Annotated in this window: 19 protein-coding genes and 1 tRNA gene; 9 read left to right on the forward strand and 11 right to left on the reverse strand. The window is 64.1% G+C overall.

All coding sequences use genetic code 11. The features are described 5' to 3' along the window. Nucleotides 1-145 precede the first annotated feature (145 nt). The 6 genes from FFS13_RS19105 to hemA form a co-directional block, all read right to left on the reverse strand. Nucleotides 146-658, reverse strand: a complete 513-nt coding sequence (locus FFS13_RS19105; RefSeq protein WP_137820642.1) for an acyloxyacyl hydrolase — start codon at nt 656-658, stop codon at nt 146-148. Nucleotides 659-769: 111 nt separating this feature from the next. After that, entirely contained in the window at nt 770-1,564 is a 795-nt protein-coding gene (murI, locus tag FFS13_RS19110) for a glutamate racemase (protein ID WP_137820643.1), read from the reverse strand. Then, a complete protein-coding gene (locus FFS13_RS19115) occupies nt 1,557-2,312 on the reverse strand; it encodes a molybdopterin-synthase adenylyltransferase MoeB (RefSeq protein ID WP_137820659.1) in 756 nt (251 codons plus the stop codon). Before FFS13_RS19115 ends, murI begins: the two co-directional genes overlap by 8 nt. 7 nt (nt 2,313-2,319) lie before the next feature. After that, nucleotides 2,320-3,153, reverse strand: a complete 834-nt coding sequence (gene prmC, locus FFS13_RS19120) for a peptide chain release factor N(5)-glutamine methyltransferase (RefSeq protein ID WP_137820644.1) — start codon at nt 3,151-3,153, stop codon at nt 2,320-2,322. A gap of 1 nt (nt 3,154) precedes the next feature. Further along, on the reverse strand, nt 3,155-4,237 hold the full coding sequence (prfA, locus tag FFS13_RS19125; RefSeq protein ID WP_137820645.1) for a peptide chain release factor 1: 1,083 nt from the start codon (nt 4,235-4,237) through the stop codon (nt 3,155-3,157). Beyond that, nucleotides 4,234-5,511 (reverse strand): glutamyl-tRNA reductase, encoded by a 1,278-nt coding sequence (hemA, locus tag FFS13_RS19130; protein WP_137820646.1) that lies wholly within the window; start codon nt 5,509-5,511, stop codon nt 4,234-4,236. Before hemA ends, prfA begins: the two co-directional genes overlap by 4 nt. Before the next feature lie 179 nt (nt 5,512-5,690). On the opposite strand from hemA, the gene FFS13_RS19135 reads away from it, so the two are divergent. The 8 genes from FFS13_RS19135 to ychF all read left to right on the forward strand — a co-directional run bounded on the left by FFS13_RS19135 (nt 5,691) and on the right by ychF (nt 12,490). Then, nucleotides 5,691-7,421, forward strand: a complete 1,731-nt coding sequence (locus tag FFS13_RS19135; protein ID WP_137820647.1) for a tetratricopeptide repeat protein — start codon at nt 5,691-5,693, stop codon at nt 7,419-7,421. A 3-nt stretch (nt 7,422-7,424) separates the two neighbouring features. Next, nucleotides 7,425-8,057: a lipoprotein insertase outer membrane protein LolB gene (gene lolB, locus FFS13_RS19140; protein WP_137820648.1), complete on the forward strand. Its 633-nt coding sequence runs from the start codon at nt 7,425-7,427 to the stop codon at nt 8,055-8,057. A gap of 1 nt (nt 8,058) precedes the next feature. Further along, the gene (gene ispE / locus FFS13_RS19145) at nt 8,059-8,910 is read left to right on the forward strand and encodes a 4-(cytidine 5'-diphospho)-2-C-methyl-D-erythritol kinase (protein ID WP_137820649.1); all 852 of its coding nucleotides are present in this window, start codon (nt 8,059-8,061) and stop codon (nt 8,908-8,910) included. Between the two features lie 34 nt (nt 8,911-8,944). Continuing rightward, nucleotides 8,945-9,019 (forward strand) — tRNA-Gln (locus tag FFS13_RS19150). 46 nt (nt 9,020-9,065) lie between these two features. Next, nucleotides 9,066-10,007, forward strand: a complete 942-nt coding sequence (locus FFS13_RS19155) for a ribose-phosphate pyrophosphokinase (protein WP_137820650.1) — start codon at nt 9,066-9,068, stop codon at nt 10,005-10,007. Nucleotides 10,008-10,133: 126 nt separating this feature from the next. Next, the gene (locus FFS13_RS19160; RefSeq protein ID WP_137820651.1) at nt 10,134-10,736 is read left to right on the forward strand and encodes a 50S ribosomal protein L25/general stress protein Ctc; all 603 of its coding nucleotides are present in this window, start codon (nt 10,134-10,136) and stop codon (nt 10,734-10,736) included. Between the two features lie 32 nt (nt 10,737-10,768). Beyond that, nucleotides 10,769-11,353 carry an aminoacyl-tRNA hydrolase gene (pth, locus tag FFS13_RS19165; protein ID WP_137820652.1) on the forward strand — a complete coding sequence of 195 codons (585 nt, stop codon included), beginning with the start codon at nt 10,769-10,771 and terminating at the stop codon, nt 11,351-11,353. 39 nt (nt 11,354-11,392) lie between these two features. Further along, nucleotides 11,393-12,490, forward strand: a complete 1,098-nt coding sequence (gene ychF / locus FFS13_RS19170; RefSeq protein ID WP_137820653.1) for a redox-regulated ATPase YchF — start codon at nt 11,393-11,395, stop codon at nt 12,488-12,490. Nucleotides 12,491-13,068: 578 nt separating this feature from the next. On the opposite strand, the gene FFS13_RS19175 is transcribed toward ychF, so the two are convergent. From FFS13_RS19175 to FFS13_RS19195, 5 genes are all read right to left on the reverse strand, one after another. Next, a complete protein-coding gene (locus FFS13_RS19175; RefSeq protein ID WP_137820654.1) occupies nt 13,069-16,164 on the reverse strand; it encodes an efflux RND transporter permease subunit in 3,096 nt (1,031 codons plus the stop codon). Beyond that, nucleotides 16,161-17,279: an efflux RND transporter periplasmic adaptor subunit gene (locus FFS13_RS19180; protein ID WP_137820655.1), complete on the reverse strand. Its 1,119-nt coding sequence runs from the start codon at nt 17,277-17,279 to the stop codon at nt 16,161-16,163. The genes FFS13_RS19175 and FFS13_RS19180 overlap by 4 nt, the downstream gene beginning before the upstream one ends. Nucleotides 17,280-17,308: 29 nt before the next feature. Beyond that, nucleotides 17,309-18,823 carry an efflux transporter outer membrane subunit gene (locus tag FFS13_RS19185; RefSeq protein ID WP_137820660.1) on the reverse strand — a complete coding sequence of 505 codons (1,515 nt, stop codon included), beginning with the start codon at nt 18,821-18,823 and terminating at the stop codon, nt 17,309-17,311. A gap of 116 nt (nt 18,824-18,939) precedes the next feature. Beyond that, on the reverse strand, nt 18,940-19,155 hold the full coding sequence (locus tag FFS13_RS19190; RefSeq protein WP_137820656.1) for a hypothetical protein: 216 nt from the start codon (nt 19,153-19,155) through the stop codon (nt 18,940-18,942). A gap of 279 nt (nt 19,156-19,434) precedes the next feature. After that, a complete protein-coding gene (locus FFS13_RS19195) occupies nt 19,435-22,332 on the reverse strand; it encodes an AAA family ATPase (protein WP_137820657.1) in 2,898 nt (965 codons plus the stop codon). Between the two features lie 410 nt (nt 22,333-22,742). Here FFS13_RS19195 and FFS13_RS19200 point away from each other — a divergent pair. Continuing rightward, on the forward strand, nt 22,743-24,249 hold a 1,507-nt coding region (locus FFS13_RS19200; RefSeq protein ID WP_137820658.1), incomplete at its 3' end, for a bifunctional 3-(3-hydroxy-phenyl)propionate/3-hydroxycinnamic acid hydroxylase.

Genomic DNA, 24,249 nt, shown 5'->3' on the forward strand with positions numbered 1-24,249 from the left:
AGTTGCAGTGCCCGAGCGAGACGCATAAAAAATCCGATGCCAATTCAGGCATCGGATTTTGATTTCTTGCGGCCCAAGGTCAAGCGAAAGGGCTTAACTGACTGGCATTAGGCCTTGGCCCGGTTTTTTTATGTCCCTGCGCGCCTTAAAACGAGAGGCGGTAATGCAGGGTATAGGTCTCTACCCCATCGTTCGGGCTCTGCAAGCCGGCGTTGGAGTAGTGCATGGCCCGAATTCCCACTTCCTGGCCGGCGAAGCGCAGGCCGGCGCCAAGCCGATCCTCGAACTGGAAGGCGGAGCCCAGCTGCTTGTCTTCCACCTCGGTATCGGCGAACAAGGCCACGCCGATGCCGGCCTCGACATAGGGCTGCACGCTTTCGCCCACGAACTCGTAGACGAATACCGGAGCAAACGACAGGCTGTGGTTACTCGCGGTCTCATCGCCATCCCAATAGGTGTAAGCGCCATCCCAGTAACCCGTCAGGCGGCCCACATCGCTCTGGAACCAGCTGTTGGAGAAATCGAATTGCGTACCCAGGCGATAGACCATGGTCGACTCGCCCGTCTGACCGATAGCCACGCTGACATCAGCCGCCTGCGTCGACATAGCGCACCCCAAGGAAAGGGCTGCAACCGCAACCAAAGAAAACAACTTCATGGCAACTTCCTTTTATATGGCTGGCAAAGAAGAATCTGCGTTCTAAAGCCGAGTATAGAAATCTTTGCTCTAAAGGAAAGCCGGCTAACGCATGAACGCGTCAAGCATTGCTTAGCGCAATAACGCTTCTACCGGCGCCGGCTCGCCCCACAAGACCGGCAATACCCGCAACAGTTGCGTCGGCTCACCGCTCGACCAGAAGCGTCCGGCCTGCGCCGGGCCCTGCGCCAGCAACTCACGCTCAGCGAGCAGGCGTCGCAAATGTCGCGCCACCGCTGCACCGGTGTCGATCAGGCTGACCGATTCCGGCACCAATTGGCGCAACAGCGGCTTGATAAAGGGGTAGTGGGTGCAGCCGAGAATCAGCGTGTCGCAGCCCTCGTCCAACAACGGCTCGACCAAGCCTTGGAGCAATTCGCGGGTTGCCCAGCCGTCCAGCTCGCCGGCTTCGATGCGCTCGACCAGACCCGGACAGGGTTGGGTGATCACCCGCACATCGCTGGCGAAGCGATCGAGCAAAGCGGCGAACTTGGCACTCTGCAAGGTCCCGGTGGTCGCCAGCACTCCGACCACGCCGCTCTGGGTCGCAGCGGCGGCCGGCTTGACCGCAGGCTCCATGCCGATGATCGGCAATTGCGGGTAACGCGCACGCAATTCGGCGATGCCCGCCGCGGTCGCGGTATTGCAGGCCAAGACCAAGGCCTTGGCACCCTGCGCCAGGAGGAATTCGGCGATGACCCCACTGCGTTCGCGGATAAACTCCGGGCTCTTCTCGCCGTAGGGCACGTGACCGCTGTCGGCGACATACAGCAAGGATTCCTCGGGCAGGCGCGCGCGAATCTCGCGCAGCACGGAAAGCCCGCCGACCCCGGAATCGAAGACGCCAATCGGCGCGGACTTAAGCATGCGCAGCGCCACACACCGCGCAGGCTGGGTCGCGTTTGACCCGCAATTCGCGAAAACGCGTGCCCAAGGCGTCGACCAGCAGCAGGCGGCCAATCAGCGGCTCACCAAAACCGGCGAGCAATTTCAGCGCCTCCAGCGCCTGCAACGAACCGACCAGGCCCACCAACGGCCCGGCTACACCGGCCTCGCTGCAGGTCAACTCGGCTTCGCTGCCGTGGCCATACAAACAGTGGTAACAGGGGCTATCGGCGCGCCGCGGATCGAACACCGAAAGCTGGCCTTCCAGGCGGATCGCCGCACCGCTGACCAGTGGTTTTTTCGCCGCGACGCAGCTGGCATTGACCGCCTCGCGGGTGCCGAAGTTGTCCGAGCAATCCAGCACCAGATCCACCGCCGCCACGGCCGCGGCCAGGGAGTCCTGGTCCAGCGCGACGCGATGGGCACGTAACTGGACTTCAGGATTGAGCGCCGCCAGCCGGCTGATCATCGAGTCGACCTTGCTCTGGCCGATACTCGCGGTGTCATGGGCAATTTGCCGCTGCAGGTTGGTCAGGTCGACCCTGTCGAAGTCTGCCAGGTGCAGCTCTCCGATACCCGCCGCCGCCAGATACAGCGCGACGGGCGAACCAAGGCCGCCCAGACCGACGATCAAGACCCGGCTCTGTTTCAGCCGCAGCTGACCGTCGATATCGATTTGCGCCAGCAGTATCTGCCGGCTGTAGCGCAGCAGTTCCTGGTCGCTGAGCAGGGTTTCATCATTCATTGCCATAACGCCCCAGGCTGATCCGTTCGTGGCCGCCGAGATCGCGGCGGCTCTCTACTGCGCTGAAACCTTGCGCCGTCAGCAGCGCGCGAACTGCGGCCGCCTGCTCGAAACCGTGCTCCAGCAGCAACCAGCCGCCCACTTCGAGATAGTCGGGCGCCTGCCGAATGATCAGGCGAATATCGTCCAGCCCGTCGACGCCGGCCACCAGCGCGCTGGCCGGCTCGAAACGCACATCGCCGGCGGCCAGGTGCTGGTCACCCGCGGCAATATACGGTGGGTTGCTGACGATCAGTTGATAACGCTGACCGGCCAGGGCGCTAAACCAGTGACTTTCGCGGAACAGCGCGTTGCGCAGCTGCAGCCGTGTGCGATTGCGTTCGGCCAGGTTGACCGCCTCGGGCACCCGATCGACCCCGGTGACACTCCAGCCCGGCCGCTCGTGGGCCAATGCCAACGCGATGGCCCCGGTGCCGGTACCCAAATCCAAGACGCGAACCGGCGTCTGCGGCAACAACGCCAGTGCAGTCTCCACCAGCAATTCGGTATCCGGGCGGGGAATCAAGGTGTGCGCAGCGACTTCCAGATTCAGACTCCAGAAGCCCTGTTGGCCGAGGATATAGGCCACCGGCTCGCCGCTGCGGCGGCGCTGCAGATCGGCGCCAAAACGCTCGGCCAGCTCACGCGGGACTTCGCGGTCCGGCCAGGTATGCAGGTAGCTGCGCGACTTGCCGAGTACCGCGGCGAGCAGCAACTCGGCATCCAGCCGCGCGCTCGGCGAGTCAGGCAGCTCGGCGTCAGACAGCAGCATGCCGATGGTGGCCATCTCAGTCTCCGAGGGCGGCCAACTGGTCGGCCTGGTATTCGCTGAGCAGTGGCTCGATCACCGCGTCGACGCCACCGGCCAGCACCTCGTCCAGGCAATAGAGGGTCAGGTTGATGCGGTGATCGGTGACCCGTCCTTGCGGGAAGTTGTAGGTACGGATGCGCTCGGAGCGATCGCCGGAGCCGACCAGCAGTTTGCGCGTATCGGAAATTTCCTTGTGCGCCGCGGCCTCTTGCCGGTCGTTCAGCTTGGCCGACAGCCAGGCCATGGCCTTGGCGCGGTTCTTGTGCTGCGAGCGCTCTTCCTGGCATTCGACGACTATGCCGGAGGGAATGTGGGTAATGCGGATGGCCGAGTCGGTCTTGTTCACGTGCTGACCACCCGCCCCCGAGGAGCGGTAGGTGTCCACGCGCAGATCGGCGGGATTGATCTCGATCGCCTGCTGCTCATCCGGCTCGGGCAACACCGCAACGGTGCAGGCCGAGGTGTGGATGCGGCCCTGGGATTCGGTTTCCGGCACGCGCTGCACGCGGTGGGCGCCGGACTCGAACTTCAGCTTGGCATAGACGTTATCGCCTTCGACACGGGCGATGACCTCTTTATAGCCGCCGTGCTCGCCAAGATTCTCCGACAGTATCTCGACCCGCCAGCCACGCCGCTCGGCATAGCGCGAATACATGCGGAACAGGTCGCCGGAGAAGATCGCCGCCTCGTCGCCACCGGTGCCGGCGCGCACTTCGAGGAAGACGTTACGCCCGTCATTCGGGTCCTTCGGCAACAGCATGCGCTGCAGACGAGCCTCCAGTTCGAGCAGTTGTTCCTTGCCCTGGGCAACCTCCTCCTCGGCCATCTCGCGCAGGTCGGGGTCGCTGTCTTTGAGCAGCGCCTGGGCGCCGTCCATGTCAGCCTGCACCTTGCGGAACTCTTGAAAGGCACGAACCACCGGTTCAACTTCGGCGTACTCCTTGGAATACGCGCGAAACTTGTTTTGGTCGCCGATCACCTCGGCATCCCCGAGCAGCGCCGTGAGTTCCTCGAAACGGTCGTGGAGAATGTCCAGTTTGTTCAGCAGTGAAGCTTTCATTGCGGGGGTTTATCCGTCGTACCCTCGTCGAGGGCAAAGAGTTCCTGGGCCACGGCCAGCGCGTCGATGCGGCCGTCGGCGGAGAGTTTTTTCAGCTGCACGCTGGGGGCATGCAGCAGTTTATTGGTCAGGCCGCGCGCCAGCAGCGCCAACACCTCGTCGGCCGAGTTGCCGTTGGCCAGCAGGCGCTGCGCCTTGGCCAATTCCTCGTCGCGCAGGCGCTCGGCCTGCTGCCGATAGGCCTTGAGCACATCGACCGCGGCCAGCTCGCGCAGGCGCAGCATAAAGTCGTCGGCCCCGGCGGCGACCAGCTCTTCCGCAGCCTGGGCGGCACCCTGGCGACTCTTGAGGTTTTCCGCGATGACTTCGTGCAGATCATCGACACTGTACAGATAGACGTCATCCAACTCGCCGACTTCCGGCTCGATATCGCGTGGCACGGCGATGTCGACCATAAAGATCGGCTTGTGCTTGCGCAGCTTCAGCGCGCTCTCGACCGCGCCCTTGCCGAGAATCGGCAGCTGGCTGGCGGTGGAGCTGATGACGATATCGCTGTTGACCAGTTCGTGGGGGATTTCCGCGAGCAGCACCGCATGGGCGCCGAACTGTTGCGCCAACTGACTGGCACGCTCCAGGGTACGGTTGGCCACGACAATCCGCTTTACGCCCTGCTCATGCAGGTGCCGCGCGACCAGGGTGATGGTCTCGCCGGCACCGATCAGCAGCGCCTGGCTGCGATGCAGATCACTGAAGATCTGCTTGGCCAGGCTGACCGCGGCGAAAGCCACCGACACCGGGTTCTCGCCAATCGCGGTATCGGTCCGCACCAGCTTGGCGGTGCTGAAGGTCGCCTGGAATAGCCGCCCCAGCAATGGGCCAACGGTGCCAGCCTCACGCGCCACAGCGTAAGCGGACTTCATCTGCCCGAGAATCTGCGGCTCGCCGAGCACCATGGAATCGAGGCCCGAGGCCACGCGCATCATGTGCCGTACCGCCGAATCGTCTTCGTGCACGTAGGCGCAAGCGCGCAGCTCCTCCAGACTGAGCTGGTGGTAATCGGCCAGCCAAGCCAGCACCGCATCGGCGGTCAGGCTGTCCTGTTCGAGATACAGCTCACTGCGGTTGCAGGTCGAGAGGATCGCCGCCTCACGGCTTTCGGTGCGCAGGCAAAGCTGCTGCAAGGCCTCAACCAACTGCTCAGGGGTGAAAGCCACGCGTTCGCGGACATCCACCGAGGCGGTTTTGTGATTGATACCGAGGGCAAGAAAGGCCATGCAGGTTCGCTGACGGGTACGGGAAGCCGGCAATTGTCCTACTTCACCAGATTGAGAACAACCACCGCTCGCCATTGCCCTAATAGCCGGTACTCGCGTCAAACCCTATATAGCCCCATGGGTTTGCCCAACGGCTTGTGTCATGATGATCCGACCGCAGGTAAGTCGCCCTTTCCTCTATGAATAGATCGTTCCCGTTGCTCGCCGCCCTCTTGTTCTTAGGCGGTTGTCAAACACTGAGCCCTTCCGCACCGGACGGCACCCCACCGGTGGAGGACGTCACGCCAGCGCCGGCTCCAGCCAAGCCGCAAGTCTATGGCTCGTTCAGCCAGGAAACGCTGTTCGCCCTGCTCAGCGCCGAGCTGGCCGGGCAACGTAATCGCTTCGATATCGCCCTCGGCAACTATGTGCAGCAGGCCAACGCGACTCAGGATGCCGGTGTCGCCGAGCGTGGCTTTCGCATCGCCGAATACCTCGGCGCCGACCAGGCCGCGCTGGATACCGCGCTGATCTGGGCGAAAAACGCCCCAAGCAGCCTCGATGCACAACGCGCCGCCGCGATACAGCTGGCCCGCGCGGGGCGCTACGACGAGTCCATGACCTACATGGAGGCGGTCCTGCAGGGCCAAGGCGATACGCACTTCGACTTCCTCGCCCTCTCCGCCGCCGAGACCGATCCCGATACCCGCGCCGGCCTGCTACAGAGCTTCGACCGCCTGCTGCTGAAATACCCGGATAACGGCCAGTTGCTGTTTGGCAAAGCCCTGCTGCTGCAACAGGACGGCCATCCGGATACCGCACTCAAACTGCTGGAAGATCAGCCGGCCGGCACCCATGACGTCGCCCCGCTGCTGCTCCGCGCGCGCCTGCTGCAAGGTCTGAAACGCGGCGATGAGGCCGTGCCGCTGCTGGAAAAAGGCATCAAACAGCACCCGGACGACAAGCGCCTGCGCCTGGCCTACGCCCGCCTACTGGTCGAGCAGGAGCGCCTGGACGACGCCAAGAGCGAGTTCGCGACCCTGGTGCAGCAGTTCCCGGATGATGACGACCTGCGTTTCTCCTTGGCCCTGGTCTGCCTGGAGGCCGAAGCCTGGCAGGAAGCCATCGCCTACCTGGAAGACTTGGTGGAGCGCAACAGCCATGTCGACGCCGCCCACTTCAATCTCGGTCGTGCCTACGAGGAACTGGGTAACAAAGACAGCGCCCTGATCGAATACGGTCTGGTCGGCCCCGGCAACGACTACCTACCGGCACAACTACGCCAGAGCGAGATTCTGTTCGACAGTGGCCGCGGCGCAGAAGCCTCCAAGCATTTAGCCACGGCCCGCGACAGCCAGCCCGACTACGCCATCCAACTCTATCTGATCGAAACCGAGGCGCTGTCCAAACGTGAGCAATACGATGCAGCCTGGCGCGTCATCCAGCAGGCGCTGGAACAGTTCCCTGACGACCTCAACCTGCTCTACACCCGCTCCATGCTGGCGGAAAAGCGCAATGATCTAGGCCAACTGGAGAAGGATCTGCGCTTTATCCTGGCGCGCGAGCCGGACAACGCCATGGCCCTCAACGCCCTCGGCTATACCCTGGCCGATCGCACCACGCGCTATGCCGAAGGCAAAGCCTTGATCGAACAAGCACATCAACTGAGCCCGGACGATCCGGCGATTCTCGACAGCCTCGGCTGGGCGAACTTCCGCCTAGGCAATCTCGATGAAGCTGAACGTTTGCTGCGACAAGCCCTGGAGCGCTACCCCGACGCAGAAGTCGCCGCCCACCTGGGCGAAGTGCTGTGGGCCAACGGCAAACAGCGCGAGGCCCGGCAAGTCTGGGCTAGCGCCCTGAAAGAACAACCCGACAACAGCATCCTGCGCGGCACCCTGCTGCGCCTGACTGGTTCCGAGAAGCTTTAATCCATGCGTTTGCGCCACCTCATCGTTATCGGCCTGCTCACCCTACTCAGCGGCTGCGCCGGCCTCACCTCCTATGAAGCGCTGCAAGGCCAGGGTGATCCCGCCCACTGGCAAGCCCACAAACAGCGGATCAGCACCCTGGATGCGTGGCAGATCAGCGGCAAGGTCGGAATCCGCGCCCCGCGTGGCGCCGGTAAAACAGAAAGCGGGAGCGCCACCTTGTTCTGGCTGCAACGCCAGGGCTACTACGACATCCGCCTGTCCGGCCCGCTTGGCCGTGGCGCCGCGCGCCTGACCGGTCGCCCTGGCAAGGTGACACTCGAAGTGGCCAACCAGGGCCGCTATCAGGCCGACTCACCCGAAGCACTGCTGGATGAACAGTTGGGCTGGAAGCTGCCAATATCCCACCTGATCTGGTGGGTGCGTGGCTTACCGGCACCGGACAGCAAGAGCATCCTGACACTGGACAGCACCAGCCACCTCGCCCGCATGGAGCAGGACGGCTGGCAGGTCGAATACCTCAGCTACGCCGAGCAGAACGGCTACTGGCTGCCGGATCGCCTCAAGCTGCACGGCCGTGACCTCGACGTCACCCTGGTGGTCAAGGACTGGCAACCGCGCCAGCTCGGTCAGTGACATGCCCGCGGCACGCCTAACCCTGCCGGCACCGGCAAAACTCAACCTGATGTTGCATATCCTCGGCCGCCGCGCCGACGGCTATCACCAGTTGCAGACGCTGTTTCAGTTCCTCGACTACGGCGACGAACTCAGCTTCGCCCTGCGCGAAGACGGCGAGATCCGCCTACACAGCGAAATCGCCGGCGTCCCCCACGACAGCAACCTGATCGTCCGAGCCGCGTGCCAACTGCAACAGCACAGCGGCTGCCGGCTCGGCGCCGATATCTGGCTGAACAAACGCCTGCCCATGGGCGGCGGTATCGGTGGCGGCAGTTCCGATGCGGCGACCACCCTGCTAGGCCTCAACCACCTGTGGCAACTGGGCTGGGATGTAAACCGCATGGCCGCATTGGGCCTGGGCCTGGGCGCCGATGTGCCGGTATTCATCCATGGTCACGCCGCCTTCGCCGAGGGCATCGGTGAGCGCCTGACCCCGGTTGAGCTGGCCGAACCCTGGTTTCTCGTGGCCATACCGCAAGTAGCTGTCAGCACAGCAGAAATTTTCTCCGACCCGGAGTTGACACGCGATACTCCGGCGATTACATTGTCGGCCGTTCTCGAGCGGGGCGGTCGAAATGACTGTCAGTCGGTGGTCGAGAAGCGTTACCCAGATATTCGTAACGCTTTGATCTTGCTAAACAAATTTGTTTCAGTTAGATTAACCGGCACTGGTTGTTGTGTTTTTGGGAGCTTCCCTAACAAAGCCGAAGCTGATAAAGTCGCGGCCCAACTTCCAGTCTCCCTGCCAGGGTTTGTCGCAAAAGGCAGCAACGTTTCGATGTTGCACCGCAAGCTACAAAGCCTGTCCTGAGAAACGGATGCTCGGCATCCAGTTGCACTATTACAGGGGCGTCGCCAAGCGGTAAGGCAGCAGGTTTTGATCCTGCCATGCGTTGGTTCGAATCCAGCCGCCCCTGCCATTTTCTATACTCATCCAGGTATACCCTCAGCCGGCAGGTACTGCGCGTGTCCAAGATGATGGTCTTTACGGGGAATGCTAACCCCGATCTGGCGCGACGTATCGTACGTCAGCTGCATATCCCCCTCGGCGATGCCTCTGTTGGAAAGTTTTCCGACGGCGAAATCAGCACTGAGATCAACGAAAACGTCCGCGGTAAAGACGTCTTCCTGATCCAGCCGACATGCGCGCCAACCAACGATAACCTGATGGAACTGGTGGTGATGGCCGATGCCTTCCGCCGCTCCTCGGCTTCTCGAATCACAGCGGTAATCCCCTACTTCGGTTATGCACGCCAGGATCGCCGTCCGCGTTCTGCCCGTGTAGCCATCAGCGCCAAAGTGGTGGCTGACATGCTGACCGTCGTCGGCATCGACCGGGTTCTCACCGTCGACTTGCACGCCGATCAGATTCAAGGCTTCTTCGATATTCCCGTGGATAACATCTACGGCTCCCCGGTTCTGGTGGATGACATCGAAGATCAGCGCTTTGAAAACCTGATGATCGTCTCCCCGGATATTGGCGGCGTGGTGCGTGCGCGTGCCGTCGCGAAATCCCTGGGGGTTGATCTGGCGATCATCGACAAGCGTCGTGAGAAAGCCAACCAATCGGAAGTGATGCACATCATCGGCGATGTCGAAGGCCGTACCTGCATCCTGGTCGATGACATGGTCGACACCGCTGGCACACTCTGCCACGCGGCCAAAGCCTTGAAAGAACGCGGCGCAGCCAAGGTATTTGCCTACTGCACCCACCCCGTTCTCTCGGGTCGCGCCATCGAAAACATTGAAAACTCCATGCTCGACGAGCTGGTGGTGACCAACACCATCCCGCTGTCTGCAGCTGGACAAGCCTGCAAACGTATCCGCCAACTGGATATCGCGCCGGTAGTCGCCGAAGCGGTTCGCCGTATCAGCAACGAAGAATCGATCAGCGCGATGTTCCGCTAAGGGCTAAGCCCCTGGCTAGATTGCGCAGAACGAAAAGCGCCCCGCCTCGTGCGGGGCTTTTTGCCGAATCGCCCGAGCGCCGGTCGCAAGCGCTACGGGCGTTGTCGTTTATATTGGAGATACACCATGAATGAATTTACTCTGAATGCCGAAGCGCGTTCCGACCTGGGGAAAGGTGCGAGCCGCCGCCTGCGTCGTCTCGCCAGCCAAGTTCCTGCCGTAATCTACGGCGGCGAGCAAGCTCCGCAATCCATCAGCCTGCTGGCCAAAGAAGTGGCCAAACTGCTGGAAAACGAAGCGGCTTTCAGCCACGTGATCAGCCTGACCGTTGACGGCAAAGCCGAAAGCGTTCTGATCAAGGCCCTGCAACGCCACCCAGCCAAAGGCCACGTGCTGCACGCCGACTTCCTGCGCGTTGTCGCCGGCCAGAAGCTGACCGCTCACGTACCGCTGCACTTCATCAACCAGGAAACCAGCGTTGCCGTTAAGCAACAAGGCGCCGAAGTTTCCCACACCGTTGCTGAAGTCGAAGTTTCCTGCCTGCCGAAAGACCTGCCGGAATTCATCGAAGTCGACATGGCTAAAGTTGAAATCGGTCAGATCGTTCACCTGTCCGACCTCAAAGCTCCGAAAGGCGTTGAGTTCGTTGCACTGGCTCACGGTAACGACCTGGCTGTTGCCAACGTCCACGCTTCCCGCGTAGCTAAAGAAGAAGGCGCAGCCGAGTAATCACTCGCTTCGTCTGAGGAAGGGCTCCTGTCGTGACTGCCGTGCAACTGATCGTCGGCCTGGGTAATCCAGGCACCGAATACGAACAGACCCGGCATAACGCAGGGGCCCTTTTTGTTGAGCGCCTGGCAACGGCCCAACGGGTCAGCCTCGCCGTAGAGCGCAAGTTTTTCGGCCTGACGGCGCGGTTCAGCCATCAAGGCCACGACATTCGCCTGCTTATCCCGACTACCTTCATGAACCGCAGCGGCCAAGCCGTAGCGGCGCTGGCGAGCTTCTACCGGATTCCGGCAGAGGCCATCCTGGTAGCGCACGACGAACTCGATTTGCCGCCCGGTGTCGCCAGATTCAAACAAGGCGGCGGCCACGGCGGGCACAACGGCTTGCGCGACATCATCGCCCAACTCGGCAACCAGAATACCTTTCACCGCCTGCGGCTTGGCATCGGCCACCCGGGCGACAGCAACAAGGTAACTGGCTTCGTCCTCGGCCGCGCACCACGCGCCGAACAGGAAAAGCTGGATGCCAGCATCGACTTTGCCCTCGGCGTGCTGCCGGAGGTTTACGCCGGGCATTGGAACCGCGCGATGAAACTCCTGCACAGCCAGAAGGCCTGAATACTCTTTTAAGCGATTCATCTCCGCGAGGGATACACCATGGGATTCAACTGCGGCATCGTCGGCCTGCCCAACGTCGGCAAGTCCACCCTGTTCAATGCCCTGACCAAGGCCGGCATCAGCGCGGAGAACTTCCCCTTCTGCACCATCGAGCCGAACAGCGGCATCGTGCCGATGCCTGACCTGCGCCTCGACGCCCTGGCAGCCATCGTCAAACCCGAGCGCGTCCTGCCGACGACCATGGAGTTCGTCGACATCGCCGGCCTGGTGGAAGGCGCATCGAAAGGCGAAGGCCTGGGCAACAAGTTCCTCGCCAACATCCGCGAAACCGACGCCATTGCCCACGTGGTGCGCTGCTTCGAAGACGAGAACGTGATCCACGTGTCGAACAGCGTCGACCCCAAGCGCGACATCGAGATCATCGATCTCGAACTGATCTTCGCCGACCTCGATAGCGTCGAAAAGCAGATCCAGAAGGCTCAGCGCAACGCCAAAAGCGGCGACAAAGAAGCCGTCGCCCTGAAAGACCTGCTGGAAAAGCTGCAAAACCATTTCACCGATGGCAAGCCAGCCCGCACCCTGCTGAAAGACCTCAGCGACGACGAGAAGCAGCGCATCAAGTCCCTGCACCTGCTGACCGTCAAGCCGGTGATGTACATCGCCAACGTTGCCGAAGACGGCTTCGAGAACAACCCGTTGCTCGATGTGGTCGAAGCCATCGCCGCCGCCGAAGGCGCGATCGTGGTCCCGATCTGCAACAAGCTGGAAGCCGAGATCGGCGAACTGGAAGAGGAAGAGAAAGCCGAGTTTCTCGCCGACCTCGGCATGGAAGAGCCAGGCCTGAACCGCGTGATTCGCGCCGGTTACCAGCTGCTCAACCTGCAGACCTACTTCACCGCCGGGGTGAAGGAAGTTCGCGCCTGGACCGTGCGCATCGGCGCCACGGCACCGCAAGCCGCCGCCGTGATCCACACCGACTTCGAGAAGGGCTTTATCCGCGCGGAAGTGATCGCCTACGACGACTTCATCCAGTTCAAGGGTGAGGCCGGGACGAAAGAAGCCGGTAAGTGGCGTTTGGAAGGCAAGGAATACATCGTCAAAGACGGCGACGTCATGCACTTCCGCTTTAACGTCTAATCGAAACATGGATCCTCGCGGATCCAGACGGACATAAAACCCCTTGAGGAATGCCGCCTCAAGGGGTTTTTCTTTTCCACCAAGATCCAAACTAGGTTGGCATGTCGCCTATGGGGTATTTGCTCTCATGACGCATGGCGGTCGCTAAAGTGTGCGAGCAGGAAATGGCCGAACTGAAGGAGCTATTGGAGCAGCTTGCAACCCAACGAGTGGTTACCAAGCCACCTTTCAGCTGGAGTCACTGCGGAGCTAAACGCGACCATGAATTTCTGGCGCAAACTCGACACCCCATGTCTGCTTCCGGCGAGAAGCGACCGATGGTTAAACGCGTCTAAATAAAAGAACGCTCCAGAACAGCCTGGGCTAGGCGCACTGTTGGCTATTGGGATGGTGCAACCAAGTTCCGTGCTGCGGTGCCTAACTCCCCACTTGGCGCTGGCCCTGCTGAAGCAGCAGGGCCAGAACCTGCCAACCTGGAAGGTGAGATCCTCACCCCATGACTCAGATCAGCTCAACGGGGAGGCGGACCGGGCCACATGAGCCAGCTTTGGCATCGTCGCGTCACGCCCCCGCGCCCCTCAAGAGGCGAGCTCCGCGTTCGTAACCGCAGGCTGCGAGTCGGCAGCCGGTTGGCGACAGACCTTGAACCAGGCAGCGTACAGCGCCGGGACGAAGAAGATCGTCAGCAGCGTCGCCACGGTGAGACCACCCATGATCGCGATTGCCATCGGCCCCCAGAACACGCTGCGTGTCAGCGGGATCATCGCGAGCACGGTGGCCAGCGCAGTGAGCATCACCGGGCGGGCCCGGTGAATGGCGGCATCCAGCACCGCATTCCACGGGTCGCGCCCTTCGGCGATCTCGGTTTGCACCTGGTCGATCAGGATCACCGAGTTGCGCATGATCATGCCACCAAGCGCGATGATGCCCAGGATCGCGACGAAGCCGAGCGGCGATTGGAACACCAGCAGCGCCGGCACAACGCCGATCAGGCCCAGCGGCGCGGTCAGCACCACCATCCACATGCGCGAGAAGTTCTGCAGTTGCAGCATCAACAGCAGCAGGATGGTGACCAGCATCAGCGGGGCCACCGCCAGCAGCGCCTGGTTGGCCTTGTCGCTTTCCTCCACCGCGCCGCCCACGTCGATGCGGTAGCCCGAGGGCAGCTTCGCCTCGATATCCTTGAGCAACGGCCGGATCTCCTGCGTCACCGACACACCCTGCTCGCCATCCTTCACGTCGGCGCGCACGGTGATCGCCATGTCGCGGTTGCGCCGCCACAGCACCGGCTCTTCCAGCTCGTTGCTCACTTGTGCCACCTGCGACAGCGGCACCACGGTGCCCTGGCGCGTGTAGAGGTTGATGTCCTTCAGTGTGTCGAGGCTCAGGCGCTCCTCGGGCACGGCACGCGCCACGATGTCGATCAGGTCCTCGTGCTCGCGCAGCTGCGACAGGGTCGCGCCGTTCATCACGGTCTGGGTCACCAGCGACACGTCGGCCGACGTGAGGCCCAGCGCGCTCGCCTTGTCCTGCTCCAGCTCCACCTTCAGCGTGCGCACCGGGTCATTCCAGTCGAGCTGGACGTCGCGCACCTTCGGGTTGGACGCGACCACCTGCTCTACCTCGCGGGCGATCTGGCGCACCACCTGGGTGTCAGGGCCGACGACACGGAACTGCACCGGGTAGCCGACGGGCGGCCCCAGCTCCAGCCGGGTCACGCGCAACCAGGCCTGCGGGAACTGCTGGTCGGCCGCGGTCATCAGCCGCTCACGTACCCGCTCGCGTGCCTCCAGGTCCTTGGTCATCACCACGAACTGGGCGTAGCCCGGATTCGGCAGCTCGGGGTTGAGCGAGAGATAGAAGCGCGGTGCACCGGCGCCGGTGTAGGCGGTGAAGAAACGCACGTCCTCATCCTTCGCCAGGATCTCCTCCATGCGCTTAACCTGCTCGCTCGTCGCGGAGAATGAGGCGCCTTCCTTGACGCGCAGATCGACGACCAGCTCAGGACGCGAACTGTTGGGGAAGAACTGCTGCGGCACCAGCTTTATGCCGGCCAGAGCCAGCGCCAGCGCACCAAAGGTCGCGCCGATGACCACCCAGCGGCGCTCAATCGCGGCGTCGATCAGGTGGCGTAGGCTGCGGTAGAACCTGGTGTCGTACGGATCCCCGCCATGCTGGTGCTTGCCCAAGTCGTTGGGCAGCATCTTGACCGCGAGGTACGGCGTGAAGATGCCGGAGCAGATCCACGAGAACAGCACCGCGGCGCCGACGATCCAGAAGATGCCGCCCGCGTACTCGCCGGTGGTGGACTTCGACAGACCGATTGGCAGGAAGCCCACGACGGTGATCAGCGCGCCGGTCAGGCGCGGCATGGCGGTGGCCGAGTAGGAAAAGGCCGCCGCCCTCTCGCGGTCCCAGCCGGTTTCCATCTTCGCCACCATCATCTCGATGGCGATGATGGCGTCATCCACCAGCAGTCCCAACGCGATAATCAGCGAGCCGAGCGAGATGCGCTCGAGGTTCCAGCCCATCGCCAGCATCACCAGCGCCACGCCGCCCAGCACCAGCGGCACCGTGGTCGCGACCACCAGGCCGGCGCGCCAGCCCAGGCTGGCCAGGCTCACCGCGATCACGATGATCAGCGCCTCGGCCAGCGCACGCCCGAAGTCCAGGATCGCGTCCTTCACCGTGGTGGGCTGGTCAGCCACCAGCTCCAGCTCCACGCCGTATGGCAGTTCCGACTGGATCTTGGCGACTGCCGTCTCCATCGCCTGGCCAAGGTCGACGATGTTGCCGTCGTTGGTCATGGTGATGCCGAGCATCAGCACCGGCTGGCCGTTGTGGCGCACCGTGTAGGCGGGCGGATCCTCGAAGCCGCGGGTGACGGTCGCGATATCGCCGAGCTTGATCAGCCGGCCGCCTGCAGAGATGGGCACGTTGCGGATGGCGTCTTCGCTGGCGAACTGGCCGCTCACGCGCACCATGACGCGGTCGCCGCGGGTGTCGATCTGGCCCGCAGGCAGCAAGGTGTTCTGGCTCTTGAGGCTGTCGGCGATGGTCAGCGGGGTGATACCCAGCGCGGCCAGGCGCTCATGGGAGAACTCGACATACACGCGCTTGGCCTGCTTGCCGATGACATCGATCTTCTTGACCATCGGCACCTTCAGCATGCGCCGCTTGATGTCCTCGGCCGCGTCGGACAGGTCGGCGTGGCCGATGCCGTCGCCCTTGATGGCGTACATCAGGCCGTACACGTCGCCGTATTCGTCGTTGACGATCGGGCCGATCACGCCGTCGGGCAGCTCGAGGCTCAGGTCGCCCAGCTTCTTGCGCGCCTGGTACCAGGCCTCGCGCTGGTCGGCCTTGGAGGTGCCGCCGCGCACGGTGAGGGTCATGCCCGCGTAGCCTTGCCGCGCGTAGGTGACCACCTTCTCGAAGTGGTCGATCTGCTCGAACTTCTTCTCCATGCGGTTGAGGACCTGGTCCTGCAACTGCTGGGCTGTGGCGCCCGGCCAGATGACCATGGCGGTCATCGAGGGCACGGAGAAACTCGGATCCTCAAGCTGACCGAGCTTGGTGAAGCTGAAGGCGCCGGCCACTGCGATGAGGATAAGCATGAACAGGACGACGGCGCGGTGGCGCAGCGCCCAATCGGTGAGGTTGAAGTTGTTCATCGGGCGGCCTGCTGCGTGATGTTCGCTTCAGTGATCGCCGCGCCTGGCAGGGCGACCTGCATGCCGGGCGCCATCTTCTGCACCCCGGCAGTGACGACCAGTGCGCCGGCCTGCGGTCCGGAGACGAGCACCTCGTCGTTGCGGTAGCCCAGCACAGCGACCTGCACCAACTCGACGCTGCCCGCAGCCTCAGCGCCTGCAGGCGTGACAATCCACAACGCCGGCTGCCCGCTGCTTTGCGTCAGCGCCGTGGCCGGCACCGCTGCCACCGAGGCACCCGTCATCACGCGCTCGGCCACCAACGTGGCAGTAGCGCCTAGCGGCAGCGACCGCGCGCTCACCGGTTTCAGCCGTGCGCGGTAGGTGCGCGTTTGCGCCGCGGCCTGCGGCGACAGCTCGCGCAGCGCGACATCGAAGGTCTCGTTCGGCGTGCTGGCCAGCGAGGCCTTGAAACGCGCCTCCTTGAAGGCGGACAGGTGATCCTCGGGCACATCGACGACGAGCTCGGGCTCGCCCGGATTCGCGATCGAGACAACCGGTTGGCCCTCCGCCACGACCTGCCCAACCTCGAAGCGCACAGACGTGACCACTCCGCTGCGCGAGGCGCGCAGCACGGTGTACTTGAGCCGGTTGCGCGCGAGCTCGAGCTTTCGCGCCTCGGCCTCGGCGGTCGCATGCGCGGTCTGAGCAGTTGTGTGCGCGCGCTCGTCGTCGGCCGCACTGACCGAGCCGTCGGCCTTCAGCGCGGTCAGGCGCTGGCGGTCCGACTCGGCCTGGCGTGCCTGCTCGACGGCAGCCGCCCATTGCTGCCGCGACGCTTCCTCGGCGAGGCGGTAGTCGCTGTCATCCAGCACAGCCAGCATGTCGCCTTCGCGCACGAACTGGCCGACATCGACCTTGCGCTGGGCGACCTTGCCGCCCACGCGGAAGGCCTGGTCGACCTCATGCCGCGACTGCACGGTGCCCACATAGCGATTGATTTCGCGGGCATTGTCGTAGCTAATTTCAACGGTGCGTACCGGTCGTGGTGCCTGCACGGTCGGCTGGTCCGGGCTGCAAGCGGAAAGCATGACGGCTACGGCCAAGGCGCCGGCCGCAGTAAGGGAGTTCTTCAAGGCGGTTCCTCTTTGAAGACGACGGATTCTTAGGAAAGTGGCGGACGGTTGGCACCGGTGGCTGCGGTGGGGTTGGCGGGTTGTTCGAACACCTGCCAGCCTCCGCCCAGCGCCTTGTAGAGCTGCACGCTGTCGAGCAGCAGCCGGGTGTTGCTGTCGTTGGCGCTCAGGCGTACCACCAGGCGCGCCCGTTGCGCGTCCAGCAGCGGCAGCAGGTCGATCTGCCCCCGATCGTAGAGCGACTGCGCATGGCTCAGCGCGGCCTCCGCGGACTCGGTGGCCGACTGCAACGACTCGGCGCGGTGGCGCTCTTGCGCCAGCGTGACGAGGGCGTTCTCCACGTCCTCGAGCGCGCGCACGATGCCGTCCTCGGCGCGCAACAGCGCCTCACGCTGGCCGCTCTCGGCAACCTCGTTGATCGCGCGCGTGCGCCCGGCGTTGAAGATCGGCATCGTGAGCAGAGCCGCCACGTTGGTGAAGCGAGCGGCGCCGAGGTCCAGACCGTTCAGCTCCAGCCCCTGGCGCCCGTAGGATGCACCGAGGAACAGCCGCGGGAACCACTCGGCCGCGGCCTGCTGGCGGCGCGCATTGGCCGCATCGAGCTGCGCCATCAGCGCCAATACATCAGGCCGGCGCTGCAGCAGCTCGGCGGGCTGGCCCTGCCGGGCCTCGGGCACCACCACGTCGCCGCGCGAGGGCTGGATGCTCACGGCATTGAAGGCCTGGTCGCCGATCAGCACCGCGATGCGGTGCCGCGCCACAGCAGCCAGCGTCTCCAGCGGGGGGATCTGCGCGCGTGCCGATGCGGCATCGGTCTGTGCGCGCTCGACGTCGAAGGCGGTTGCCAGCCCTACACGGTGGCGCGCGGTAACCAGGCGCAGCGTCTCGTCCTGCGCCGCCGAGATCGCGCGCAGCGTCTCGACCTGGCGCTGCGCGCCGACCAGCGTGAAGTAGTTGCTGGCGACGTCGCTCATCACCAGCAGGCGCACGCCGCGCACACCGTGCTCCGCGGCCAGCGCCTCGGCCTCGGCCGCAGCCGCGCCGGCGCGCAGGCGACCGCTCAGGTCAAGCTCCCATGAGACGTCCAGGCCCGCGCCGGCAGTGTTGATGTCCGGGGCGCCCGGTTTCTTGGCAGTGTCATAACCGGTGCTGCGATCGGCGCCGAAGGCGGACACTCCGACACTCGGGAATAGCCAGGAGCGACTGATCGTCTCGCCGGCGCGTGCGGCGCGCAGGCGCTCGGCGGCGATCTTGACGTCACGGTTCTCGCGCATCGCGCGGCGCACCAGATCCGTCAACACCGGGTCGTTGAAAGCCTCCCACCATGCAGCTTCGGGCTCCATCTCGGAGGCCGTGCTTGCGGCGAACTCGGCCGGCAGGTCCACCGTCGGCTTGGCGACCTCCGTGGAACAACCGGTCAAGACCAGGGCGATAGACGCGGCGAGCGCCGCACCAACGACGACGCCGACCAGGCGTTCGGCATATTGCAGGGTCGTCTGCCCGGCGTGGCGGGTCAACGGATGGGGGGTTGGAAGTCGCGGCATCGGATTGGACTCGTGTGGATTCGAGGTGGCGCCAGCGTAGGGCCCGGTGCGCGCCAAGTCGTCAGCGAAGCGTCGCGGTTCGGTCGCCATGTCGAGCGCTCGTTCAGGTAGGGGCGTCACTCGCCGGCAGCGTCCGCCACCGGTTCGCGGGCCGCCGACACCAGGTCGGCGGTAATCGCTACCAGCAGCTCTTCGGCGGACGAAAACTCGCGCTGACGTCCGGTGACCAGGTTCTCCAGGCGGCCCACAAGGACCCCCGCAGTGGCGTCGCTACGCAGTTTCACCACATACGAGCGGCGACTTGGGTACTTGGATTCAGAGTTCAGGATCATCGCGGACAACCAGATAAGGAAAGTTCGACGACAGCCTAGGGCGAGCCCCGGCTCGAGTCGTAAGGGAAAGGTCAGACTTCGGTCGGAACGGCGCCAACCCAGGCGCCCGCAGGGATCGCGACCTGGCGTCGGCAACTGCGGCCGAGCGTCCCTGGCACATGACTATTCGGGCCCCAGCAGGGACTCGCCACCGCCCTGCTCGCCTGGACAGCTGGCTGTCCGCCGGCGCGACCTCGACGCGCCGGGGCTGGCGGCAGTCAAGGAAAGTGCGGCACCAGGTTAAGCCGGCTTCGCGGCCTGCAACAACGCGCGCGCGCGCCTGACCGGCTCGGTGCCCTCGGTTTCGGGCAACTGGTCGATCAGTGCCGCCAGGGCCTGGTGTTCCTCGACCGTGGCGTCGTGCTGCTCGCACAACTGCAGGAGCGCGAGCAGCTCCAGCCAGGGCGCTTCCTGAGCGCGCGCTTCCAGCACCGCACGCCGCACTGCGGCGCTGCCGGCTTCGACCCGCCCCTGCCCCCGCGCGACCGCCGCCTCCAGCAACAACAGCTGCGGCAGGTACACCCGCTCACCCAGTTCGTCCGCCAGCCGATGCGCCTCCTGCAGTTCGGCTTGCGCGGCGTCGTAATCCTCCGCCAGTAGCAGCGCCTCGGCCGCGTAACCGAGCACCTCGCTGGCGCCGGAGCGCATACCGAGCCTGGTGTGTTCTTCGTAGGCCTCGCGAATGCGTCGGTAGCCGTCGAGCGGCGCGCCGTTGCGCGCGTCGGCCCAGCCACGCCACCAGCGGCAGGCCGTGCGACCCAGCGCGAGCGAGTACTCATCGACCAGCGCCTGCATGTCGTCTGCCAGCGCGGCCACACGGGCGGGGTTGCCCATCCGCACCTCGACCAGCACCTCCTGCCAGGCGGCGACCAGACTGGTCATTGGCTGACGCAGCGCCTGCGCGCGGGCCTGTGCGCGCTGCAGGTGGGCTCGGCCCTGCTCAACCAGGCCGGAACGCATCAGCTCAATGGCCAGCATGCCGTGCAGCATGACCTGAGGATCGGCCGCAAAGATCTCGTTCGTCCCGATGTCGAGCGGCTCGGCGATCGCGAGGGCGCGCTCTAGCCAACTGCGGGCCGCCTGCGTGCGCCCCTGAAGATGACGCACCTCGCCCCGCACGATGCACGCCGCCAGCATGAGCGCTGGGTCGTTCGACTCGGACGAGAGGGCTTCGGCGCGGTCCGCCACCGCCAGCGCCTGTGCATAGTCGCCGCACAGGCTCAGCAGGTAGCCGTATCCGTGCAGCAGGCGCCCACGCATCGGATGCCCGGGTACATCCGCCAGCCGCGTGTACGCGCGCTCGAACGCGCTACTGGCTTCGCTGCCAACGCCAAGCGTGTGGAAGGCCGACACGCCCTGCAGCGTGGCCAAGGTAATCTCCAGCGCATCTCGCTCCGGCCCTTCCGGCGCCTGCTGCAACAGGGCCAACGCGCGCTCGGCGAGACCGAAGCACGAGGCCGGACTAAAGTGCAGCAGCGCGGCTTCCGCCGCCTCGGCGCAGTAGTGCAGCGCGGTCATCGGCTGCCGGCCCCGCTCGAAGTGCATCGCCAGCTCAGCTGCCGCGACCGGCAAGCCTGCCGCGCGCTCGCGTTCGAGGGCAGCGCCAACCTGGCGATGGAGGTGGGTGCGCAATGAGCGCGGCGTGCGGTCGTACAGCACCTGACGGAAGAGCGCATGCCGGAACGAGTAGGGTAGCTCCGCCGCCTCCTCACCCTCGGCGGCTCGCGACGGCGTGAGCCAAACCTGTTCGCGCACCAGCTCCTCGCAGGCGAGGGCCACCGAGGCGAGGTCGCGCTCGAGGGTCAGCGCAACCGTCTCCACCCGGAATTCGCCCCCGCACACCGCCGCCGCTGAGAGCAGGGCACGCTGCTCCTGCCCGAGCTTGGCGATGTGGTGATCGATGATGGCCGCCAGGTTCTCGGGAACCGCCACATCCGCCAGCCGGGCCTCGATAGCGGCGTCGTCGCCCGCTCGGTCCATCACTTCGCCGATGAGCGACGAGACGAACAGCGGCACGCCGTCGGTGCGCTCGTGCAGGGCACGCACGAAGGCTTCATCGCGCGCCAGCGAGGCCGAACGCAGCGCGACATAGTCGGCGACCTCGGTTTCCGAGAACGGATCGAGCACCACTTCCTCGCACAGCCGGTGCAGGCGCAGTTCGTGGCGCAATGAGCTGAGCGGGTGATCGAGCGCCACCACCTCGGCGACGCGGAAGCTCGCCAGCCACATCAGTCGCGTGCGGCCACGTCGCCGGGCCACATAGTCGATGAGCTGAACAGTCGCCCGATCGCTCCAGTGCAGGTCTTCGGTCACCAGAAGCAGCGGCTGCTTCTCCGTGTAGCGGTCCAGCAGTTCGCCCATTTCCCGCAGCATGCGGTCCGGACCGACGCCGGCGAGCTCGCGCCGCAACGCGTCGCGCTCCTCTGCGCTGCTTAGCCACGGCAGTTGCAGCAGCCAGGTCGGCGCCACGACACGCAGCAGCGCCGGCAACGCGGGGTCGCTGCGGCACAGATCGGCCAACGCCTCCAGCACCGGCAGGTAAGGCTCGCCGGCGCCATAGTGCTCCACACAATGACCGCGTGCGCAGGCGATGCCGCCAAGGCTGGCGACGAAATGCTCGATCAGCGAGGTCTTGCCGATCCCTGGCTCGCCGGCGAGCCAGACCAGCGCACGCTGGCCGACGTTCGCACGCTCCCACGCCCGCCGCATCCGTGAGAGAGCGTCGGCGCGGCCGATGAACGGCGGCGACGGTCGCGCACCAGCCGCCAGCAACATCGCGGGGGCGAGCGGTGTCGAAGGCGCAGAGGACGACGCGGCAATGAAGCGATAGCCACGCCGCGACACAGTCTCGATGAAGCGGGGCCGCTTGGCGTCGTCACCCAGTGCTGTGCGGAGATCGCTTATGGCGGTCTTCAGCACCGAATCGCTGACGAAGCGGTGGCCCCACACTGCGTCAAGCAAGGCATCCTTGGTCAGCAGCGTTCCTGGCTGGCGTGCGAGTACACATAGCAGCGTGAAGGGTGTAGGCGCCAGCGCCACGGCTTCTCCGTGGCGCAGCAAGCAGGCATTGGCTTCGTCGAGCTCGAAGTCGACGAAGCGGATCTGGGCTGGGTTCGGATGGGCCTGCGGACGCGCCATGCTTGATTCCTGAAGACTAAAACAAAAACACAGTTGTGCGCCGAGGGGCCTGGATCGTGGCCCGTTGCTCCGATGACAGCGCTGATCGGCGCCGAAGCCAAGCCTCACCGGTCGGAAACCGGCGGAGACCACCACCTCTGGGAGGCAGGTGGCAACCTGCTAGACGGAACGGGAAGAACCAAGCGCGACTGCACTTCTCAGGCAGCAGAGATTCGTCTCTTCGTTCCGGACTCGACTCGCCCCTTGACACCCCCGACACAGCCCACGTGACCTCGTCATGCCATGGGAATGATCTCAAATAATAATGACTAAATCATCAATATTGAAAATTTAATCATTTTTATATAACTTCACCCTGCCTGACGATGAGACCCGGCGTCTCTCGACCCCAACCACAACAAGGGCTCAACATGAACAACAAGAAATGCTCCGAACTGCCTCCAGAAACAGTCGATGTACTGGTAGTTGGCTACGGTCCTGCAGGAGCGACGCTCGCCGCACTGCTGGGCCGCTATGGCGTAAAGACACTGGTTCTGGACAAGATCCATGAGGTCGTACTGATGCCCCGGGCCATTGCCCTGGACAACGAGGCGCTTCGTATCCTGCAACTAGCTGGATTGGCGGAAGACGCTTTCGAGAAGATCGTGATTCCCGAAGTGCGGATGCGCTCCCCGGTGCTCGGGCAGTTCGCACGGGCCAATACCGCAGGGTGTATTGACGGCCATCCCAAGCTGGTGACCTTCTATCAACCCGACCTTGAGCACGCGATGCGGGACCAGGCCTCCCGGTTCGAGTCGGTAACAAGCCTGGGCGGCTTCGAACTCGAGACCCTGGCCGAAGAGTCGGATTGCATAGTCGCCTCCGTACGGGATCAGAAGGGTCATCTGCACTTCGTTCGCGCCAAATACCTGGTGGGCGCGGATGGCGCCAGCTCCAGGGTCAGAACCCTGATCGGCCAGGACTTCGAAGGACAGACCTATGCCGAGGACTGGCTGATCGTAGATGCCAGCAATCGACACCAGTCAGCGATCGATCACGTCGAGTTCCACTGCGATCCGCGGCGCCCCACGCCGCACATGCCCGCACCAGGTGGCAGGGAGCGCTGGGAGTTCATGCTGCATCCGGGCGAGACACGGGAAGCGATGGAAAGCCCGGAGAGCATCGCCAGACTGATCGCACCTTGGATCGACCCGCAAGAGCTGCAAATCGAACGCAAGGCGGTGTATCGGTTCCACGCGCGATGCTGCAATAGCTTCAGCAAGGGACGCGTTTTCCTTGTAGGGGATGCTGCTCACATCACGCCGCCCTTCGTCGGACAAGGTCTCGTCGCAGGGCTTCGCGATGTCGCCAACCTTGCATGGAAACTCACATGGGTCCTGCGCGGCAAAGCCTCAGCTTCGCTGCTGGATTCCTATGATCAGGAGCGCCGACCGCACGCAAAGGCAATGATCGACCTGGCCAAGCTCATGGGGCGACTGGTGATGCCCAGGAACAAGCTGGCGGCCTTCTTCACCCATGGTCTGATGCGCACGCTTGCATTGACGCCGGCTACCCGAAAGTACTTCGAGGAACTGGACATCAAGCCGAAGAACATCTTCAAACACGGTCTGTTCGTGAAGCATCGCCGCGGCGACAAACTGGTTCGCGGTGGACTGTTTCCCCAGGCCTGGGTTCGCAGCACTCAACAGCAGGTCCACCTGAGCGACGATGCTCTCGGAGACAACCTGACCCTGGTCGGATTCGGCGTTGACCCGCTTTCACTGCTGACCCCTCCTCAGGTCGTTTCCTGGATACAAATGGGAGGTAACTTCCTGCACATTGGCTCATGCGGTCAGCGCTCGGACGGCGATTGCGCCTTCATCGAGGACCTGAACCATGACATCCTGCCGCTAGCGGCCAAAGGCACGCTGGTTGTGG

The organism is Pseudomonas sp. 2FG, assembly GCF_005502935.1.
Taxonomy (GTDB): domain Bacteria; phylum Pseudomonadota; class Gammaproteobacteria; order Pseudomonadales; family Pseudomonadaceae; genus Aquipseudomonas.

What these genes read in the sequence shown, in the direction of transcription:
- FFS13_RS19105 (WP_137820642.1), bottom strand. Translation starts at nt 658, where the DNA reads ATGAAGTTGTTTTCTTTGGTTGCGGTTGCAGCCCTTTCCTTGGGGTGC.
- murI (WP_137820643.1), bottom strand. Translation starts at nt 1,564, where the DNA reads ATGCTTAAGTCCGCGCCGATTGGCGTCTTCGATTCCGGGGTCGGCGGG.
- prmC (WP_137820644.1), bottom strand. Translation starts at nt 3,153, where the DNA reads ATGGCCACCATCGGCATGCTGCTGTCTGACGCCGAGCTGCCTGACTCG.
- prfA (WP_137820645.1), bottom strand. Translation starts at nt 4,237, where the DNA reads ATGAAAGCTTCACTGCTGAACAAACTGGACATTCTCCACGACCGTTTC.
- hemA (WP_137820646.1), bottom strand. Translation starts at nt 5,511, where the DNA reads ATGGCCTTTCTTGCCCTCGGTATCAATCACAAAACCGCCTCGGTGGAT.
- FFS13_RS19135 (WP_137820647.1), top strand. Translation starts at nt 5,691, where the DNA reads ATGAATAGATCGTTCCCGTTGCTCGCCGCCCTCTTGTTCTTAGGCGGT.
- lolB (WP_137820648.1), top strand. Translation starts at nt 7,425, where the DNA reads ATGCGTTTGCGCCACCTCATCGTTATCGGCCTGCTCACCCTACTCAGC.
- ispE (WP_137820649.1), top strand. Translation starts at nt 8,059, where the DNA reads ATGCCCGCGGCACGCCTAACCCTGCCGGCACCGGCAAAACTCAACCTG.
- FFS13_RS19160 (WP_137820651.1), top strand. Translation starts at nt 10,134, where the DNA reads ATGAATGAATTTACTCTGAATGCCGAAGCGCGTTCCGACCTGGGGAAA.
- ychF (WP_137820653.1), top strand. Translation starts at nt 11,393, where the DNA reads ATGGGATTCAACTGCGGCATCGTCGGCCTGCCCAACGTCGGCAAGTCC.
- FFS13_RS19175 (WP_137820654.1), bottom strand. Translation starts at nt 16,164, where the DNA reads ATGAACAACTTCAACCTCACCGATTGGGCGCTGCGCCACCGCGCCGTC.
- FFS13_RS19185 (WP_137820660.1), bottom strand. Translation starts at nt 18,823, where the DNA reads ATGCCGCGACTTCCAACCCCCCATCCGTTGACCCGCCACGCCGGGCAG.
- FFS13_RS19190 (WP_137820656.1), bottom strand. Translation starts at nt 19,155, where the DNA reads ATGATCCTGAACTCTGAATCCAAGTACCCAAGTCGCCGCTCGTATGTG.
- FFS13_RS19195 (WP_137820657.1), bottom strand. Translation starts at nt 22,332, where the DNA reads ATGGCGCGTCCGCAGGCCCATCCGAACCCAGCCCAGATCCGCTTCGTC.